The following is a 16,242-nucleotide window of genomic DNA, read 5'->3' as shown; positions in this document are numbered from 1 at the left end:
CAGGCCTCCGTGTGGAAGCGGTCTTAAGCGGCGAGTGCTGCCAGCAGCAGCAGGGCCACGATATTGGTAATCTTGATCATCGGGTTGACGGCTGGGCCGGCGGTATCCTTGTAGGGATCGCCGACGGTATCGCCCGTCACCGCGGCCTTATGGGCTTCGCTGCCCTTGCCGCCATGATTGCCGTCCTCGATATATTTCTTGGCATTATCCCACGCGCCGCCGCCGCTGGTCATCGAAAGCGCCACGAACAGACCGCCCACGATCACGCCAAGGAGCAAAGCGCCCAGCGCGGCAAAGCCGTTCTGCGGCCCTGCGACCAGAGTGATCACGAAATAGACCACCACCGGCGCCAGCACCGGCAGCAGCGAAGGCGCGATCATCTCCTTGATCGCGGCCTTGGTGACAAGATCGACCGTGCGCGCGTAATTCGGGCGCGACGTGCCCGCCATGATGCCGGGATCGGCGGCAAACTGGTCGCGCACGTCCTTGACCACGTCGCCCGCCGCGCGGCCCACCGCCGTCATGCCCATCGCCCCGAACAGATAGGGGAGCAATGCCCCCAGCAGCAGGCCGACGATTACATAAGGGTTCTCAAGGCTGAAATCGACGTCGAGGTTCGGGAAGAACTCGGCAAGGTCAGTGGTATAGGCCGCGAACAGCACGAGCGCGGCAAGGCCTGCCGAACCGATGGCATAGCCCTTGGTCACCGCCTTGGTCGTGTTGCCCACCGCGTCCAGCGCATCGGTCTTTTCCCGCACGGCATCGTCGAGGCCAGCCATTTCGGCAATGCCCCCCGCGTTGTCGGTGACGGGGCCATAGGCGTCGAGTGCTACGACCATGCCCGCCAGCGCCAGCATCGCGGTCGCCGCATAGGCGATCCCGATCAGGCCCGCCAGCTGATAGGCGATGACGATGCCCGCCACGATTACCAGCGTAGGGAGCGCGGTCGATTCCAGGCTGATGGCAAGGCCCTGGATCACGTTCGTGCCGTGGCCGGTTTCCGATGCCTTTGCGATGGACTTGACCGGACGATAATTGGTGCCGGTGTAATATTCGGTGATCCAGATGATGAGCCCGGTGATGACCAGCCCCAGCATCGCGCACCAGAACAAGGCCCAGCCGGTGAAACCACCCACTTGGCTTGCCATGCCTTCCTCGGCCAGCGGAGCGCCGGGATCGACGTTCATGACCATGCCGCCGATGACCGCGTTCATGTCGCCCAAAGCCAGCTGCATCATGAACCAGATCGCCGGGATCGACAGCACGGCGGTGACAAGGAAGCCTTTGTACATGGCGCCCATGATGTTGGTCCCGCCACCCAGCCGCACGAAATAGGTGCCGACGATACTGGTCAGGATACACGCACCGCCGATCAGCAGCGGCAGCACCATCAGGCTGCCGAGCATGTCGCCCGCGCCCTTCAGCAGCAGCGCGGTGAGCACCATGGTTGCGCCCACGGTCACGACATAGGTCTCGAAAAGGTCGGCAGCCATGCCAGCGCAGTCGCCGACATTATCACCGACATTATCGGCGATGACGGCAGGGTTGCGCGGATCGTCCTCGGGGATGCCAGCCTCGACCTTGCCGACAAGATCGGCGCCGACGTCTGCCGCTTTCGTGAAGATGCCGCCGCCCAGACGCGCGAAGATCGAGATCAGCGACGCGCCGAAGGCCAGCGCGACCAGCGCATCGACCACGGTGCGGTCCTCGCCGCCCACGGTCTTGCCCATCACGGAAGTGAGATACCAGTAGAATACCGAGATCGCGAGCAGGGCGAGGCCTGCAACCAGCATGCCGGTAATCGCGCCCGCGCGGAACGCCAGTGTCAGCCCTTCCTGCAGTCCCTTTTGCGCTGCAGCCGCTGTTCGAACGTTTGAACGGACCGAGATATTCATCCCGATAAAGCCCGCCACGCCCGACAGTACCGCGCCGACAACGAAGCCGGTCGCGCTGATGCCGCCAAGGAACAGGCCGACGATGACTGCGACGATTACGCCGACGACAGCGATGGTCGTATATTGACGCTTAAGGTAAGCCTGCGCGCCTTCCTGGATGGCGGCGGCGATTTCCTGCATCTTCTCGGTGCCGGCGGGTGCTCCCAGCACCTGTCTGCTGGTGACGAATCCGTACACTACGGCCAAGAGGCCGAGTATTATCGCGATCGTGACATGATTCACTTCGCATCCCCTCCTATGTCTTGCGCGCCGCTTTTGCGCGGCGTCACATAAGGGGAAAGCTACACGCTAAATGGCGCGGCGCAAGCGACCACGCGGGCATAAGTTACAAGGCTGTGAATTATTTGCCCGGCACGCGGGCATTATGCCGAAAGCCCAATGCACTACCTGAAAGCGGCGGCGAGCCGTCAAGCAGCAGCGGATGGCCCCCGCGCGGCTGGACCTTGCCGATGCGCGTCGCCTCCACCGGGGGTGTGCTGCCTTCGGGCAGGGTGAAGAGCAATTCGTAATCATCGCCCCAACTCATCGCCTCACGCCTGCGGCGGGCGAGGGCAGGGGTGATCGGCACTGCGCCTGTTTCGATCGCGATGGTCACATCGCTCGCATCGGCCATGCGCGATGCGTCCAGCATCAGCCCGTCGGACACGTCCATCATCGCGCCCACCCATTTCGCCAGCGCCCGCCCTTCGGCAAGGCGGGGCGTGGGTCGGCGATAGGCGATGCTCTCGCCGCAATCCTTGCTGCCCGATTGCAGCGCCTCGAATCCGGCGAGGGCCGCGCCGATGGTGCCGGTGACCCAGACCGCCTCGCCCACGCATGCATCCTTTCGCGCAGGGACCGGGCGGCGCAGCGGTTCGCCCAGTGCGGTGATGCCCAGCACCAGCGGTGCGTCCATCCCCTTGGCCGCGACGGTGTCGCCGCCCAGCAGCGGCACGTCGAATGCGGTAAGCGCCTCGCCCAGCCCGGTCACGAAGCTGGCGTTCCATTCCGCCGTGCCCAGCATGTATGACAGCATGATGCCGACCGGCTTGCAGCCCTTTGCCGCAAGGTCGGAAAGGTTCACCGCCACCAGTTTCCACGCGACATCGGCCGGGTTCTGGCCAACCAGCCAGTGCACCCCTTCGATCATCGTGTCATGCGTCAGCACCAGCGCGCCGGGCGCGGTGTTGATTACGGCGGCATCGTCGGTCAGCCCGCGCGCGGCGGGATCCAGCGCCAATGCGCGCAGGGCGGACAGGAAACCGTCTTCGCTATCCATCTGCCGCTTCGCTTCAGGCCCGCGCGTCCTTGCCGATGGCGTCCAGGATACCGTTCACGAATTTCGCTTCGCGCGCTTCGAAAAAGGCGTGGGCGACATCGACATATTCGGTGATGACCGCGGCCTTTGGCACATCGGCGCGGCCGATCAGCTCATAAGTGCCTGTACGCAGGATCTGCACCATCGTCTTGTCGAGGCGGGTCAGCGTCCAGCCTTCGGCAAGACGGCCCGAGATCAGCGTGTCGATTTCTTGGCGGCGGGCGTCGACGCCCTTTACGATGTCATCGAAAAACGCGACCTCGGCATCGGCATATTGCTCGTCTTCGATCTCCGCGCCCAGACGATGCTGGTGAAACTCGTCGAGCAGCCGCGCGAGCGGGGTTTTTTCCATGTCGATCTGATACAGCGCCTGCACCGCGGCAAGGCGGGCGGCAGAGCGCGATTTCGAACGGGAATTGGCTTTGGCGTTCATATTGGCATGGTCCTCAGCGCGCCCATATAGTCGCGCTTGCCGATCTCCACCCCCATGGCGCGCAGCAGCGCATAGGCGGTGGTCACGTGGAAAAAGAAATTGGGCTGGGAAAAGGAAAGCAGGAATTCCTCGGCCACAAAGGGGATGACGAATTCCTTGAAGCGGAATTCCATCTTCTTGCCGATGAAGCCGTCGAGTTCGGACGGGTCCAGCTCTTCCAGCTGCGATAGCGTGTCTGCGATCACCTGCTTCATCTCGGCGAAGCTGCGCGGGGGCGCGTTCAGGTCGGGCGAATACACGCCCTCGCGCACGCCCTCGATCGCGCCGATGGAATGGCTGGTGGCCGACTGCACCTGATAGGCGAAATCGAACATGTCGGGCGCGAGCTTCTGGCTGCACAGCCCTTCGTCATCCATGCCAATCTCGGCGCAATGGCCGGCGGCCTTGTCGATCAGGCCGTCCAGCGCCTCCAGCATCTGGATCCAGGTGGGGACGAGCGCGTGATGCAGCGAAATGCTCATTTCGTTTCTCCCTCTTCCAGCCTGACCGCGATGGAGCGGGCATGGGCCGGCAACCCTTCGGCCTCTGCCAGCGCGACGGCGGCAGGTCCGATGGCGGCCAGCGCGGCTTCGTCCAGCTCGATGAAGCTGGTACGTTTCATGAAGTCCAGCACCGAAAGCCCGCTGGCAAACCGCGCGCGGCGGCCGGTGGGCAGCACGTGGTTGGGGCCTGCGACATAATCGCCGATGGCCTCGGGCGCGTGGCGGCCGATGAAGACGCTGCCCGCATGGCGGATCGATTCCAGCAGCGGTTCGGGATTGGCGACGGCCAGCTCGACATGCTCTGCCGCCAGCGCATTGGCGAGGGCCGGTGCCTCGTCGAGGCTTTCGACCTCGATGATGACGCCGTGATCCTTCCAGCTGGCTTCGGCGACCTTGCGCGTTTTCAGCATGGCCAGTTCGATACCGACGCGGTCGGCAACGCGGTCGGCGAAATCATTGTCGTCGGTGATCAGGATCGACTGCGCGTCGGGGTCATGCTCGGCCTGGCTCAACAGATCCGCCGCGATGTGGCGGGCGCGATTATCCTTGTCCGCGATGACGAGGATCTCGCTCGGCCCCGCGACCATGTCGATGCCGACGGTGCCGTAAAGCTGGCGCTTGGCTTCGGCGACCCATGCGTTGCCGGGGCCGGTGACGACATCGACCGGCCTGATCCGTTCGGTGCCATAGGCGAGCGCGGCAATCGCCTGCGCCCCGCCGACGCGCCAGATCTCGTCCACGCCAGCCAGATGCGCGGCGGCGAGCACGAGGTCATTGACCTGACCGCCGGGCGTGGGGGTGACGATGACGAGCCGTTCGACGCCCGCGACCTTGGCCGGAATGGCGTTCATCAGCAGCGATGACGGATAGGCCGCGCGTCCGCCCGGCACATAGAGCCCCGCCGCATCGACCGGCCGCCAGATCGCGCCCAGCCGCACGCCCTGATCGTCGCGATAGTCGCGGCGGGCGGGAAGCTGTTCGCGGTGATAGGCGGTGATCCGCTCCGCCGCGGTTTCCAGCGCCTGACGCAATGTCGGGTCCAGCGCCTTGAACGCAGCCTCGCATGCCTCGGGAGCGATGCGCCAGTCGGCTTCGCTGGCGGGCGTCCACTTGTCGAAACGGGTGGTGAAATCGGCCAGCGCGTCGTCGCCGTCGGCCTTCACCTTGGCAAGTATGCGGGCAACGTCGCGGCTGACATCATCGTCCGCGTCGCGCCGGTCGGCGACGATGCGGGCGAAAGCCTTGGCGAAATCGGGGTCGGAGGTCTTCAGCCGCTTCATCAGGCGGCCTCTGCCGTGGCGGTGCTTAGTGCCCGGAACTTCTCGACCAGCGGGCCAAGGCGGGTCGCATCGGTCTTGAACGCGGCGCGATTGACGATGAGGCGGGCCGACACATCGACCAGCCTTGCCGTTTCGACCAGCCCGTTTTCGCGCAAGGTCGTGCCGGTGGAGACGAGATCGACGATCCGCCCCGCCAGACCCAGCGAGGGCGCCAGTTCCATCGCGCCGTTCAGCTTGACGCATTCGGCCTGCACGCCGCGCGCTTCGAACCAGCGGCGGGTGATGTTGGGATATTTGGTCGCGACCCGCATGTGGCTGGTGCCCCGCTGCTCTTCGGCGACGCCATCCTTCGGCTCTGCGATCGACAGGCGGCAATGGCCGATGCCAAGATCCACGGGCGCGTAAAGATCGGGGTAGTCGAATTCCTCGATCACGTCCGAACCCACGATCCCCGCCTGCGCCGCGCCATGGGCGACGAAGGTGGCGACGTCGAAAGCGCGCACGCGAATGATGCGGATCGAGGTGTCCTCGCACGCGAAGGAGAGCGAGCGGTTCTTCTTGTCATGGAACCCTGCTTCCGGAACGATTCCGGCACGCGCCATCAGCGGCAGCGCCTCGTCGAGGATGCGCCCCTTGGGCACGGCGAAGGTGAGCGGTTGGTTCCGGGTCTCTGACATGATGTGCGCGCCTCTACGCGCTGGTGCGGATTCGCGCAATCATCCGCGGGATTCTCAGGGGTAGCTAACCGTTTTCGGCACATCGGGCAGGGGAATGAACTCCACTGCATCGCCCGGAACCTGCCCGAACGGGCCGGACCGATCTTTCTCAAAGGCGCGCCAGTCTTCCTTGGCCTGGTTGAGCCGGTCGCGCGAGGAGGAAACGAAGTTCCACCACACATGGCGGCGGGTCATCGCCTCGCCCCCCATCAGGATCACGCGGCCCCCGGTTTCGGAACGCAGGGTCATCGCCTTGCCCGGACGCAATATGGCAAGCCGATAAAGATCCAGCGCCTCGCCATCGACACTGGCTTCGCCGCCGACCAGCATCAGCGCCCGTTCGTCGGCGTCCGCCTCGATCGGGATCGCGCCGCCGGGGCCCAATGCGATATCCGCGTTCACCGTCTGCGCATGACAGGTGGTGGGCGCGCTCTTGCCCCACAGGCTGCCCATGATGACGCGGGCCGAAACGCATGTGTCCTCGATCACCGGCAGGTCGGCAGCCCCAATGCTTTCGAATGCAGGTGCGATCTCTTCCTTGTCCTCGGGCAGGGCGAGCCATGTCTGCGTGCCATAGATCCTGCCGCCTACTTGGCGTTCGCTCGCCGGAGAGCGTTCGGAATGAACGATGCCGCTGCCCGCTGTCATCAGGTTCACAGCACCCGGACGAATGGTCTGGTCGCTGCCCAGCGAATCCTTGTGATCGATCGCGCCCTCGATCAGATAGGTCACGGTCGACAGGCCGATGTGCGGATGCGGACGCACATCCATGCCGGTGCCGACGTCGTATTGCGCCGGGCCGAACTGGTCGATGAAGACGAAGGGGCCGACCATGCGGCAACCGGGTTGCGGCACCGCGCGCCGCACGTCAAACGCGCCAAGATCGTGGCTGACGGGATCGACCGCCTGGATGATGCTGCTCTCGGGCGTCAGTTCGCTCATGTCCCTATGCCTCCCCGGGGGCGCGGGCCTTGATGGCCAGCGCATGGACCCGCTGGCCCGGAATATCGCCCAGCGCCGCGATCACGGCGCGCTGGCGGGCAAGACGGTTCTTGCCGGTGAATTCGGCGGATTCGATGGTCACGGTGAAATGCGATTCCCCGCTGCCGTCGTCGCCCATGTGGCCCGAATGCATGGCGCTGTCATTGCTGACATCCAGCGCGGTGGGCGCGAAGGCCTGCGTCAGAAGCGTGCGGATCTCGGTTTCGATGGGGCCGGAAGAGGACATGATGAGCCTGTCTGTTTGAGCGGGGGGTTCCATTTGGGGCCTCTTGCCATCATCTCAAGGGCAATGAAACGAGACAGGTTCCACGGACGATTCGAGAATGAGGGGCGCGAATGCGAAGCGCCGGGTTGCGGCGAAGCAGGCGAGTTCCGTGCGCCGGGCAGTCGCGGTTCGGGGTTCGACGGACCGGGCGACTGGCGCTGGTTCTGCCTAGACCATGTGCGCGCCTTCAATGCGGGCTATGATTTCTTTGAAGGAATGAGCGCGGACGAGATCCTCGACGCGCAATCCCCCGCCTATGGCTGGAGCGCGGCCGGATCGAAAAGCCGCAATGCCTTTACCGCCACGGCCGGGATCGACGGCATGCCGCGCTGGGCCGATTTCGACGATCCGCTGGATGCGATCAGCGCACGGGCGCGGAACATCAAGAGCCGCGCAAGGCAGGGCTGGGAGCGCGAGGCGAAGGCCCGCGACATCGGCCTGTCAGGGGCGGACAAGGAGGCGCTGGACACGCTGGGCCTTGGCTATGACGCCGACCGGCCCGCGCTGCGCCGCCGCTATTCCGAACTGGTGCGCCGCTATCATCCCGACCGCAATGGCGGGGACCGCAGCCACGAAAACCGGCTGCAGCGCGTCGTCGGCGCCTATCAGCACCTCAGGAAGGCGCAGCGTTTCGCGTGAGTTCGCGTAAGGCCCGGTAACGTTCGGCGCGGTCCGGCCCGAACAGATCGTCGTAATCCCGGCTCGAATAATAGGCTTCGCGGGTTTCGGCACCGTCGGGCAGCACGACCCATGGCAGTTTCGAGCGGGTGAAGATTTGAATGTCGGGCGGAAAGGCGCCCGGATCGTCCAGCGTGCCGGTGCGCACGAAGCTGCAAAGATCGCCCATGCCGCCATAGATGCTCCACACTGCGACATGGCATTTGGGGCAGCGGGCGATGCGCTGGCCCTTGCCGCTGTTCGACGGGGTTTCGATCAATTCGACCTCGCCCCGCGTCAGTGACAGATGTTCGCTCTCGATCAGGCCGTTGAGGGCGAACGCGCTCCCGGTTTCGCGCTGGCAGCAGGCGCAGTGGCAGCAGTGCACGGCGAAAGGTGGGGCGGCGATCCGGTAGCGGACATGACCGCAGGCGCAGCCCCCTTCGGCGAGTGTTTCGTCAGCCATCTATCCGCCTCATCCCTCGCATATTTGCGCGAGATGGTCTGCCACAGCGCCCCAGCCCTGTTCAAACCCCATTTCCCGGTGACTGTTCATCGCCTCCTCGCTCCAATGCCGGGCGCTGGCGGTGTAAAGCGTGCCGTCGCCATCGGCAGCCACTTCCCATGTGCCCACCATGAATGGATCTGCCGGGACCGGACGGCCCGTATCGGGATCGATCCGGACCGCATCGGTCACGGTGAAACGCTCGCCCTCCACCCATTCCAGAAACACGCCTTCCTGCGGCATCTTCTCTCCATCGGGGCCGTGCATGACCATGGCGCTGCGCCCGCCGGGGCGGCGTTCCTGCGCGACCATGGTGATGCGCCACGGGGCGGGGCACCAGAATTCCTCCTGCCGGTTCGCCAGCACGTCCCACACTTTTTCAGGCGGGGCATTGATGTGGCGGCTGATTGTCAGCTCGTGCATGTCCTCTCTCCCTTGCCTCCGGCTCTTATCGCCCTAGCGTGACGATGGGTTTGAAGTCGCCGAAGATCATGCGCTTGCCGTCGAATGGCATCTCGCCCAGCTCCTTCATGATCGGGTCGGTCATCATCTTTTCATGCGCGGCGTCCTTGGTCGCATTGTCTGGCCAGATGACCCACGAAAACACGATCTTCTCGCCCGCCTCGGCAGCGACTGCGCGGCGGAAATCGGTCTGCTTGCCCTCGGGCACATCGTCTTCCCAGCACTCCACCACTTCCAGAGCGCCCCATTCCATCAGCTTTGCATCGAAGCTTTCCGCCGTCTTGAGAAAGGCGTCATATTTGCCCTCGGGTACGGGGATCACGAAACCCTGTACGATCATCATCCATTCTCCCTTTTCGGTGCATTGGTATCGTCGAACCCTGCCAGCTGGTCCGCCAGGGCCTGTTGGTAGGCTGGCCGGGCGGTGGCGCGCGCGACATAGGCTGCCAGCACCGGATGTCCCGCCAGCAGGCCCAGCGCGTCACAAGTCCTGAGGACCGTGACCATGGCGATGTCGGCAATCGAGAATTCTCCCGCCACCCATTCGCGCCCGCCAATCGCGGCGGCGAGTTCGCCATAACGGCGGTTCAGGTTTTTCAGCACGGCGGGGCGGCGCGCCTTCGCCCAGTCTTCCTGCGCGTAAAAGCCATCGATCACGGTGATCGGGTCCTGCGCCGGCTCCACGCTGTTAAGCGCGGCGAACAGCCACGTCAGCACATCGGCCCGCGCCTGGCCCGCAGCGGGCAGCAGCTTGCCCGTCCTTTCGGCAAGGTGGAGCAGGATCGCGCCGCTTTCGAACATGGCGATCTTTCCGTCGCGGATCGCGGGGACCTGTAAAAAGGGCTGCTGCGCGCCATAGCCATCAGGTTTGGCCATCACGCTGATAAGGTTTTCGCGATAGGGCAGGCCCATCTCTTCCGCCGCCCAGCGCACGCGCAGATCGCGCACCAGCCCCACGGCAAAGGGTGGCACCCAGTTATAGGCGGTGATTTTCAGTTCGGCACCGGGATCGATCGGCATCGGGGGCTCCTGCGTCAGCCCTGCGGGCCTTCATCAGCACTGCGGGGGGTGGTGTCGGGGATGGCGGACATGTCCATCCAGAACGGCTCCCACACATGGCCATAGGGGTCGAGGATGGTGCGCTGGTACATGAAGCCGTGATCCTCGGGCGGGTTCACATCGGCGCTGCCGCCATGCGCTGCGCCGGCCTCGACCATGGCGTCGACCGCATCGCGGCTTGGGCAGGTAAGGGCAAGGCTGACCTCGCTCGATCCGGGCGGGCAGATCGGGCGGGTGGTGAAGCCCTGCCATTTTGCATGTGTGAGCAGCATCACGCTGATCGCGTCATTGAGTTTCACCGAAGCAGCGGTTTCGTCGGAGAACATCGGGTTCTTCTCGAACCCCAGCGCTTCGTAGAAGGCGACGGCCCGGTCCAGATCGGCAACGGGCAGGTTCACGAAAATGCTCACTGTCATCGGCGCTCTCCGAGGCGGTCGTCGGGCTGCGTCCCCCGCCGGTTTTCTTGCGAATCATAGCCCGCGTTCTGCTTGCGATTCGTGCGCCTCGAGGTTACAAAAAGCAACTATGAAGTTTCAGAAAGAAAGTAATCCAGTTTCGGGCGACGGCGGCAAGGCGCGAATCGAGGCCCATGGCCGCTGGTATCCCGATGCCTGCGCGGCCAGTTTCGCCCTTGAATTGATGGGCGAGCGCTGGTCGATGCATGTCATGCGCGAATTGATGTTGGGGCCGCGCCGCTTTTCCGACATTCGCGCCGCATTGCCCGGCATCAGCGCCAAGGTGCTGACCGAGCGTCTGGCGCGGCTGGAAGAACTGGGCGTGCTGATCCGCCGTAAGCTGCCGCCGCCCGCCGCCGCGCAGGTTTATGAATTAACGCCATGGGGGCTGGAGGCGGAGGACGTGATGCAGGCGCTGGGCCGCTGGTCGGTGCGCTCGCCATTGCATGATCCGACGCTGCCGCTGACTGCGGTATCGGCGATGCTGTCGCTAAGGACCATGATCGATCCGGCATCGGCTGGCGGGCGCAACGCGGTCATCGGTTTCGAATTCGGCGAAGACCGCTTTGTCGCGCGGCTGGCGGATGGCGATCTCACCATTGCCCGCGCCGAAGATCTGGCTGAAGCGCAAGCCGTTTTCCGCGCGGACACCGCCGGCGCGATGCTGCCTTTGTTCTATGGCAAGCGCGACGCGGACGAGGTCACGGCCATGACCGGGCTGGAAATCATCGGGGATCGCGCTGCGGCGCTTCGTTTCGCCGCGCTGTTCAGCCTGCCGCCCAAGATTGGGACCTGATCATTTGTAGGATAGTTTTAATCGCGGTTGCAGCAAGCCGCGCCCATGTATAACCGGGGCCTTGCGATGAACGAACTCATTAAAAACACCAACAGCCACGAAACGCTGATGCAGGCCCCCGATATCGAACTCGACGTGCGCGAGACGTTCGGGATCGACATTGACATGAAGGTGCCTGCCTTCAGCAAGGCTGACGAGCGCGTGCCCGATGCGGACGACGCCTATGTCTTCGATCCGGACACCACGCTGGCGATTCTGGCAGGCTTTGCCTTCAACCGCCGCGTGATGGTGCAGGGCTATCACGGCACGGGCAAGTCGACTCATATCGAACAGGTGGCATCGCGCCTCAACTGGCCTTGCGTGCGCATCAATCTCGATGCGCATATCAGCCGTATCGATCTTGTCGGGCGAGACGCGATCGTGCTGCGCGATGGCCTCCAGGTCACCGAATTTCGCGAAGGCCTGCTGCCATGGGCGCTGCAGACGCCGACCGCGCTGGTGTTCGACGAATATGACGCGGGTCGGCCGGACGTGATGTTCGTGATCCAGCGCGTGCTGGAAACGGCGGGCAAGCTGACGCTGCTCGACCAGAACCGCGTGATCCGCCCGAACCCGTGGTTCCGCCTGTTCGCCACCGCGAACACGGTCGGCCTTGGCGATACCAGCGGCCTTTATCACGGCACGCAGGCGATCAACCAGGGCCAGATGGACCGCTGGAACATTGTGGTCGGGCTGAACTACCTGCCCGAGGAAACCGAGGTGAACATCGTTTCGACCAAGGTTCCGAACATGGACAAGGAAACGTTGGCCAAGATGGTGCGCACCGCGGACCTGTCGCGTCAGGGTTTCATCAACGGCGACATCTCCACGGTGATGAGCCCGCGCACGGTCATCAGCTGGGCGCAGAATACCGAGATCTTCAAGGATATCGGCTTCGCCTTCCGCCTGTCGTTCCTGAATAAGTGCGACGAGACCGAGCGCATGCTGGTGGCGGAATATTACCAGCGCGTCTTTGGCGTCGACCTGCCCGAGAGCGTCGTTTCGCGCGCTTGACGCCTGCCTGGCGGACGAACAGTCGACAGCAATCGTTGAACGGCCCTTGTGCATGGGCGGATAGGCTTTAGCCTTGTCCGTTCAGGCATTTGGGGGCTGTTCATGCTGAAGACTTTCCTGCGCTGCGGCGCTGCATTCCTTGTCGTGTCGACCACGATGGCCGTACCGTCGGCACAGGCCGATGAAGCCAGCACCGCCCGGCTGGAACGCGATGTGCGGATGCTGGCCGACGATAATATGGAAGGGCGAGAGGCAGGCACGGCCGGTTACGCGATGGCCGCAGGCTATGTTGCCGGGCAATTCGCCGCGATTGGCCTGACCCCTGCGGGCGATGAGGGCACCTATTTCCAGTCCGTCCCGCTGGTCGAACAGGTAAAGGGGCCGAAAGAAGCCTATTCGCTGACCATCACCGGCAAGGATGCGCCCAGCGGCATGCAGGCGTGGGTCGATTACGGCATGAGCAGCAAAGCCGGGTTCGGCACGGGCGAGATCTCGGGCGAGATGGTCTTTGTCGGCTATGGGCTGGTGGCCCCCGAATACGGGCGCGACGATCTGGCCGGCGTGGACCTTAAAGGCAAGATCGCGGTACGCCTGTTCGGCGCGCCCAGGTTCCTCGGCAGCGAAGAGGGAGCGCATTACCGCTCCACCATCGGGCAGCGCCTGTCGGATGCCGGGGCGGTCGGCATGATCGTCCTGTTCACGCCGGGGCTGGAGCAATTGCAGCCCTATGAGCAGTATATCGAGCACGCCCATGACGGCACCAATGTCAGCTGGCAGCGCGAAGATGGCACCGGCTTTACCACTGCGTCCAATATCGTCGCAGGCGCCGTACTTTCGCCCGAATATTCAAAGGCGCTGATGGATGGGCAGCAATTGGGTTGGGACCAGATCGTCGCGGCAGAGGCGAGCGAGCAGGGCGCTCTTCCCGCATTCGCCATGGGTCAGAGCGCGACGCTCAGGTTCTCCTCCACCACCAAGGTCACGAAAAGTCCCAATGTCGTCGCCATGCTGCCCGGCACCAATCCGGCACTTGCCGATCAGGCCATTTTGCTGACCGCCCATCTTGACCATGTCGGCATTCAGCCGACGGAGGAAGAGGGCGATGACGAGATCTATAATGGCGCGATGGACAATGCCGTCGGCGTCGCCTCGCTGATGGAGGTGGCGCGCACTCTGGCCGCCAATCCCCCGGCGCGGCCCGTCATCTTCACCGCCCTCACCGCCGAGGAGAAGGGGCTGGTCGGGTCGAGCTATCTCGCGCATCACCTTGGCAAGCTGCCGGTGCCGGTCGCGGCAAATCTCAATCTCGACATGCCGATCGTCACCTATCCCTTTAGCGACGTGATCGCTTTCGGGGCGGAGCGGTCGAACCTGCAGGGCGCGGTCGAAAAGGCGGTCGGGGATGCCGGGCTGACCCTGAGCCCCGATCCGCAGCCCGAACAGGGGCTGTTCACCCGGTCGGATCAGTACAGCTTCGTCAAGCAGGGCGTGCCTGCGGTCTATCTGAAAACCGGCTTCGCCGGCGAAGGCGAGGAGGCGCAAAACCTGTTCCGCAAGGAGCATTACCACAAGGCTTCTGACGAAGCGGACGGGGTGGATTACGCCCAGCTCGACCGATTCGTCGCTCTCAACGCCGCAATGGCCCGCGCGATTGCCGATATGGCGGAAAGGCCCGCTTGGAACGCGGGCGATTTCTTCGGCACGACCTTTACCGCAAGTCCCGAGAAATAGGGCAGGTTTTCCGCCATGTTTTTATCCCCCACCCCCGTCCGCTCATCGAAGTGCAAGCTGATGGGTGCTAGGCGGCGGCCGTGACTACCGGCGATTTCGTTTCCAGAGCAAAAGACCTCCTCAATCGTTCGCGCGCACGGCGCGGGGCGGAGCCTGCCGATGCGCGCGGGTATGACGAGGAATGGTACCGCACCGCCGCCGATTTCGACCTCGACGGCGATGATGGCGGCTATCTCGATGGCGAGCATCCCGGCGTGCCGGGGATCGAACTGCCGGGAGAACGCGGCCCTTCACCTGCCTCGCGGGTGGCGGGCGGATGCCTCTGGCTGCTCGTGCTGCCATTCCGGCTCATCTATTCTTTCTTCAAGTGGCTGGCGATTGGCACGGGCGTGCTGCTCCTGATCACCATCCTCTGGCTCGCCGCGACCAAGCCGATTGAAAAGACGCTGGAGCCGCATGGCGATCCCTATGTCCTCGTCAGCCAGAACGGCGAGGCGATTGCGCGTGGCGGCGATGTGGTGCTCGCGCCGGTCGAGGCGGAGCTGCTGCCCGACCATGTGAAGAATGCCTTCATCGCGACCGAGGACCGGCGGTTCTATTCGCACTGGGGTATCGACCCCATCGGCATCGCGCGCGCATTCGTGTCGAACCTGTTCACCGGATCGCGGCAGGGCGGTTCGACCATCACCATGCAGCTGGCGAAGGTCACCTATTTCGACTTTGACCAGACGATGGGTCGCAAGCTGCTGGAAGTGCCGACCGCGCTCTGGCTGGAAACCTGGCTGACCAAGGACGAGATTCTCGAACGCTACCTTTCTAAGATCTACTTCGGCGACCGCTCATACGGCCTGCGCGCAGCGTCGCTGCGTTATTTCGACAAGGCGCCCGAGGCGCTGACCCCTGCCGAGGCGATGGTGCTGGCCGGCCTGCCCAAGGCGCCCAGCAATTACGCGCCCAGCTTCCACCCCGAGGCTGCGCTGAAGCGCGCGCGCGTGGTGAAGGGCGCAATGGTCGATGCAGGCTATCTGTCGCAGGCACAGGCCGACGCGATCCCCACCGCGACTTTCCATTTGCAGCGCGAACGCGAATTGCCGCGTTATGCCCATTTCACCAACTGGATCAGGAAAGAGGCGCGGGCGCAGGGTTACGACGCGGATGCGCGCATCATCCCGACCACCCTCGACGTGTCGATCCAGCGCGCGGCAGAGGCTGCGGTGAAGAGCGTGAATGTCGGCAATGCGCAGGTCGCGCTGGTCGCCATGCGGCCCGATGGCGCGGTGCTGGCGATGGTGGGGTCGAAGGATTACAACACCAACCAGTTCAATCATGCGCTGGCCGGGCGCCAGCCGGGCTCCACCTTCAAGATCTTCGTATGGCTGGCCGCGCTCGAAAACGGGATGACACCCGATACGCTGGTGTCGGACACGCCGATGCAGGCGGGGCCGCGCAATGCGGGTGAGAAATATCGCGGCGAGATCACGCTGCAGGAAGCGTTCGCCCATTCAAGCAATGTCGTCGCGACGCGGCTTTACGAAAAGGTGGGCGGCAGCGAGGTCGTCGATCTGGCGAACAAGTTCGGCATCGCGGCCCAGATGGACCCCAACGATACCTCTATCCCGCTGGGCACGGCGGATGTGTCGTTGCTGGAATTGACGGCGGCCTATGCGGGCGTGGCGCGGGGCGAATATCCGGTGGTGCCCTATGCGGTGGGCGATACGCGCGGCGCGCTGGTCGACCATTCGGGCAAGTACCGGATCGATCCCGCCATCCGCGCCGAGATGGAGCAGATGCTGCGCGCCACGGTGAACGAGGGCACGGGGCAGGCTGCGCGGCTTTCGATCCCCAACTTCGGCAAGACCGGGACGAGCCAGCAGAACCGCAACGCGGTATTCGTCGGCTGGGCGGGCGGCATCGTGTGCGGGGTGTGGGTCTATGCCGAAGCGGACGACACCGACCGCACCGGCCTGTCTGGCGGCAAGGCACCGGCGCAGATCTGGAAGTCTTTCATGCAGCGGGCCGTGCCCGGCGCGTGAA

The 16,242-nt window shown here is 64.3% G+C and carries 18 protein-coding genes; 5 read left to right on the top strand and 13 right to left on the bottom strand.

From position 1 onward, the window contains the following. Positions 1 to 23 precede the first annotated feature (23 nt). The 8 genes from A9D13_RS01135 to A9D13_RS01100 all read right to left on the bottom strand — a co-directional run bounded on the left by A9D13_RS01135 (position 24) and on the right by A9D13_RS01100 (position 7,484). On the bottom strand, positions 24 to 2,177 hold the full coding sequence (locus A9D13_RS01135) for a sodium-translocating pyrophosphatase (RefSeq protein WP_066768907.1): 2,154 nt from the start codon (positions 2,175 to 2,177) through the stop codon (positions 24 to 26). A gap of 118 nt (positions 2,178 to 2,295) precedes the next feature. Continuing rightward, entirely contained in the window at positions 2,296 to 3,213 is a 918-nt protein-coding gene (gene thiL / locus A9D13_RS01130) for a thiamine-phosphate kinase (RefSeq protein WP_066768906.1), read from the bottom strand. A gap of 13 nt (positions 3,214 to 3,226) precedes the next feature. After that, complete coding sequence (gene nusB / locus A9D13_RS01125; protein ID WP_066768903.1) at positions 3,227 to 3,685, bottom strand: transcription antitermination factor NusB; 459 nt, start codon at positions 3,683 to 3,685, stop codon at positions 3,227 to 3,229. Further along, positions 3,682 to 4,206 carry a DUF1993 domain-containing protein gene (locus A9D13_RS01120; protein ID WP_066768898.1) on the bottom strand — a complete coding sequence of 175 codons (525 nt, stop codon included), beginning with the start codon at positions 4,204 to 4,206 and terminating at the stop codon, positions 3,682 to 3,684. Before A9D13_RS01120 ends, nusB begins: the two co-directional genes overlap by 4 nt. Next, the gene (hisD, locus tag A9D13_RS01115) at positions 4,203 to 5,507 is read right to left on the bottom strand and encodes a histidinol dehydrogenase (RefSeq protein WP_066768896.1); all 1,305 of its coding nucleotides are present in this window, start codon (positions 5,505 to 5,507) and stop codon (positions 4,203 to 4,205) included. Before hisD ends, A9D13_RS01120 begins: the two co-directional genes overlap by 4 nt. Further along, complete coding sequence (gene hisG / locus A9D13_RS01110; protein ID WP_066768893.1) at positions 5,507 to 6,184, bottom strand: ATP phosphoribosyltransferase; 678 nt, start codon at positions 6,182 to 6,184, stop codon at positions 5,507 to 5,509. The genes hisD and hisG overlap by 1 nt, the downstream gene beginning before the upstream one ends. A gap of 54 nt (positions 6,185 to 6,238) precedes the next feature. After that, positions 6,239 to 7,165 (bottom strand): pirin family protein, encoded by a 927-nt coding sequence (locus A9D13_RS01105; protein WP_082922010.1) that lies wholly within the window; start codon positions 7,163 to 7,165, stop codon positions 6,239 to 6,241. A 4-nt stretch (positions 7,166 to 7,169) separates the two neighbouring features. Further along, positions 7,170 to 7,484 (bottom strand): BolA family protein, encoded by a 315-nt coding sequence (locus A9D13_RS01100; protein ID WP_172808064.1) that lies wholly within the window; start codon positions 7,482 to 7,484, stop codon positions 7,170 to 7,172. Between the two features lie 30 nt (positions 7,485 to 7,514). Between A9D13_RS01100 and A9D13_RS01095 the strand changes: the two genes are divergently transcribed. Beyond that, a complete protein-coding gene (locus A9D13_RS01095; RefSeq protein WP_066768884.1) occupies positions 7,515 to 8,129 on the top strand; it encodes a J domain-containing protein in 615 nt (204 codons plus the stop codon). On the opposite strand, the gene A9D13_RS01090 is transcribed toward A9D13_RS01095, so the two are convergent. From A9D13_RS01090 to A9D13_RS01070, 5 genes are read right to left on the bottom strand one after another with little or no spacing between them, the layout of a single operon-like run. Continuing rightward, positions 8,104 to 8,613, bottom strand: a complete 510-nt coding sequence (locus tag A9D13_RS01090; RefSeq protein WP_066768881.1) for a GFA family protein — start codon at positions 8,611 to 8,613, stop codon at positions 8,104 to 8,106. The two genes, A9D13_RS01095 and A9D13_RS01090, sit on opposite strands and share 26 nt — an antisense overlap. 9 nt (positions 8,614 to 8,622) lie before the next feature. Beyond that, the gene (locus A9D13_RS01085) at positions 8,623 to 9,075 is read right to left on the bottom strand and encodes an SRPBCC domain-containing protein (RefSeq protein WP_066768880.1); all 453 of its coding nucleotides are present in this window, start codon (positions 9,073 to 9,075) and stop codon (positions 8,623 to 8,625) included. A gap of 25 nt (positions 9,076 to 9,100) precedes the next feature. Next, positions 9,101 to 9,457 (bottom strand): DUF1428 domain-containing protein, encoded by a 357-nt coding sequence (locus A9D13_RS01080; protein ID WP_066768877.1) that lies wholly within the window; start codon positions 9,455 to 9,457, stop codon positions 9,101 to 9,103. Next, positions 9,454 to 10,134: a glutathione S-transferase family protein gene (locus A9D13_RS01075; RefSeq protein WP_066768873.1), complete on the bottom strand. Its 681-nt coding sequence runs from the start codon at positions 10,132 to 10,134 to the stop codon at positions 9,454 to 9,456. The genes A9D13_RS01080 and A9D13_RS01075 overlap by 4 nt, the downstream gene beginning before the upstream one ends. A gap of 14 nt (positions 10,135 to 10,148) precedes the next feature. After that, positions 10,149 to 10,589 (bottom strand): VOC family protein, encoded by a 441-nt coding sequence (locus A9D13_RS01070; RefSeq protein WP_066768870.1) that lies wholly within the window; start codon positions 10,587 to 10,589, stop codon positions 10,149 to 10,151. A 109-nt stretch (positions 10,590 to 10,698) separates the two neighbouring features. On the opposite strand from A9D13_RS01070, the gene A9D13_RS01065 reads away from it, so the two are divergent. The 4 genes from A9D13_RS01065 to A9D13_RS01050 all read left to right on the top strand — a co-directional run bounded on the left by A9D13_RS01065 (position 10,699) and on the right by A9D13_RS01050 (position 16,241). Further along, positions 10,699 to 11,424: a winged helix-turn-helix transcriptional regulator gene (locus A9D13_RS01065; protein ID WP_066768864.1), complete on the top strand. Its 726-nt coding sequence runs from the start codon at positions 10,699 to 10,701 to the stop codon at positions 11,422 to 11,424. A gap of 66 nt (positions 11,425 to 11,490) precedes the next feature. Next, positions 11,491 to 12,477, top strand: coding sequence for a cobaltochelatase subunit CobS (cobS, locus tag A9D13_RS01060; protein WP_066769185.1), 987 nt, complete (start codon positions 11,491 to 11,493; stop codon positions 12,475 to 12,477). A gap of 102 nt (positions 12,478 to 12,579) precedes the next feature. After that, positions 12,580 to 14,208: a M28 family peptidase gene (locus A9D13_RS01055; protein WP_066768859.1), complete on the top strand. Its 1,629-nt coding sequence runs from the start codon at positions 12,580 to 12,582 to the stop codon at positions 14,206 to 14,208. An 80-nt stretch (positions 14,209 to 14,288) separates the two neighbouring features. Then, entirely contained in the window at positions 14,289 to 16,241 is a 1,953-nt protein-coding gene (locus A9D13_RS01050) for a transglycosylase domain-containing protein (RefSeq protein ID WP_066768858.1), read from the top strand. Position 16,242 lies beyond the last annotated feature (1 nt).

This window comes from Croceicoccus mobilis (genome assembly GCF_001661965.1).
GTDB classification, from domain to species: domain Bacteria; phylum Pseudomonadota; class Alphaproteobacteria; order Sphingomonadales; family Sphingomonadaceae; genus Croceicoccus; species Croceicoccus mobilis.
The sequence above is the reverse complement of the archived record's forward strand: the minus strand, read 5'-3'. Positions and strand labels throughout refer to the sequence as shown.

Coding starts and splice junctions, on each gene's coding strand:
- hisD (WP_066768896.1), bottom strand. CDS start 5,507: ATGAAGCGGCTGAAGACCTCCGACCCCGATTTCGCCAAGGCTTTCGCC.
- cobS (WP_066769185.1), top strand. CDS start 11,491: ATGAACGAACTCATTAAAAACACCAACAGCCACGAAACGCTGATGCAG.
- A9D13_RS01065 (WP_066768864.1), top strand. CDS start 10,699: ATGAAGTTTCAGAAAGAAAGTAATCCAGTTTCGGGCGACGGCGGCAAG.
- A9D13_RS01120 (WP_066768898.1), bottom strand. CDS start 4,206: ATGAGCATTTCGCTGCATCACGCGCTCGTCCCCACCTGGATCCAGATG.
- A9D13_RS01075 (WP_066768873.1), bottom strand. CDS start 10,134: ATGCCGATCGATCCCGGTGCCGAACTGAAAATCACCGCCTATAACTGG.
- hisG (WP_066768893.1), bottom strand. CDS start 6,184: ATGTCAGAGACCCGGAACCAACCGCTCACCTTCGCCGTGCCCAAGGGG.
- nusB (WP_066768903.1), bottom strand. CDS start 3,685: ATGAACGCCAAAGCCAATTCCCGTTCGAAATCGCGCTCTGCCGCCCGC.
- A9D13_RS01100 (WP_172808064.1), bottom strand. CDS start 7,484: ATGGAACCCCCCGCTCAAACAGACAGGCTCATCATGTCCTCTTCCGGC.
- A9D13_RS01080 (WP_066768877.1), bottom strand. CDS start 9,457: ATGATGATCGTACAGGGTTTCGTGATCCCCGTACCCGAGGGCAAATAT.
- A9D13_RS01105 (WP_082922010.1), bottom strand. CDS start 7,165: ATGAGCGAACTGACGCCCGAGAGCAGCATCATCCAGGCGGTCGATCCC.
- A9D13_RS01095 (WP_066768884.1), top strand. CDS start 7,515: ATGAAACGAGACAGGTTCCACGGACGATTCGAGAATGAGGGGCGCGAA.
- A9D13_RS01090 (WP_066768881.1), bottom strand. CDS start 8,613: ATGGCTGACGAAACACTCGCCGAAGGGGGCTGCGCCTGCGGTCATGTC.
- A9D13_RS01070 (WP_066768870.1), bottom strand. CDS start 10,589: ATGACAGTGAGCATTTTCGTGAACCTGCCCGTTGCCGATCTGGACCGG.
- A9D13_RS01055 (WP_066768859.1), top strand. CDS start 12,580: ATGCTGAAGACTTTCCTGCGCTGCGGCGCTGCATTCCTTGTCGTGTCG.
- A9D13_RS01085 (WP_066768880.1), bottom strand. CDS start 9,075: ATGCACGAGCTGACAATCAGCCGCCACATCAATGCCCCGCCTGAAAAA.
- thiL (WP_066768906.1), bottom strand. CDS start 3,213: ATGGATAGCGAAGACGGTTTCCTGTCCGCCCTGCGCGCATTGGCGCTG.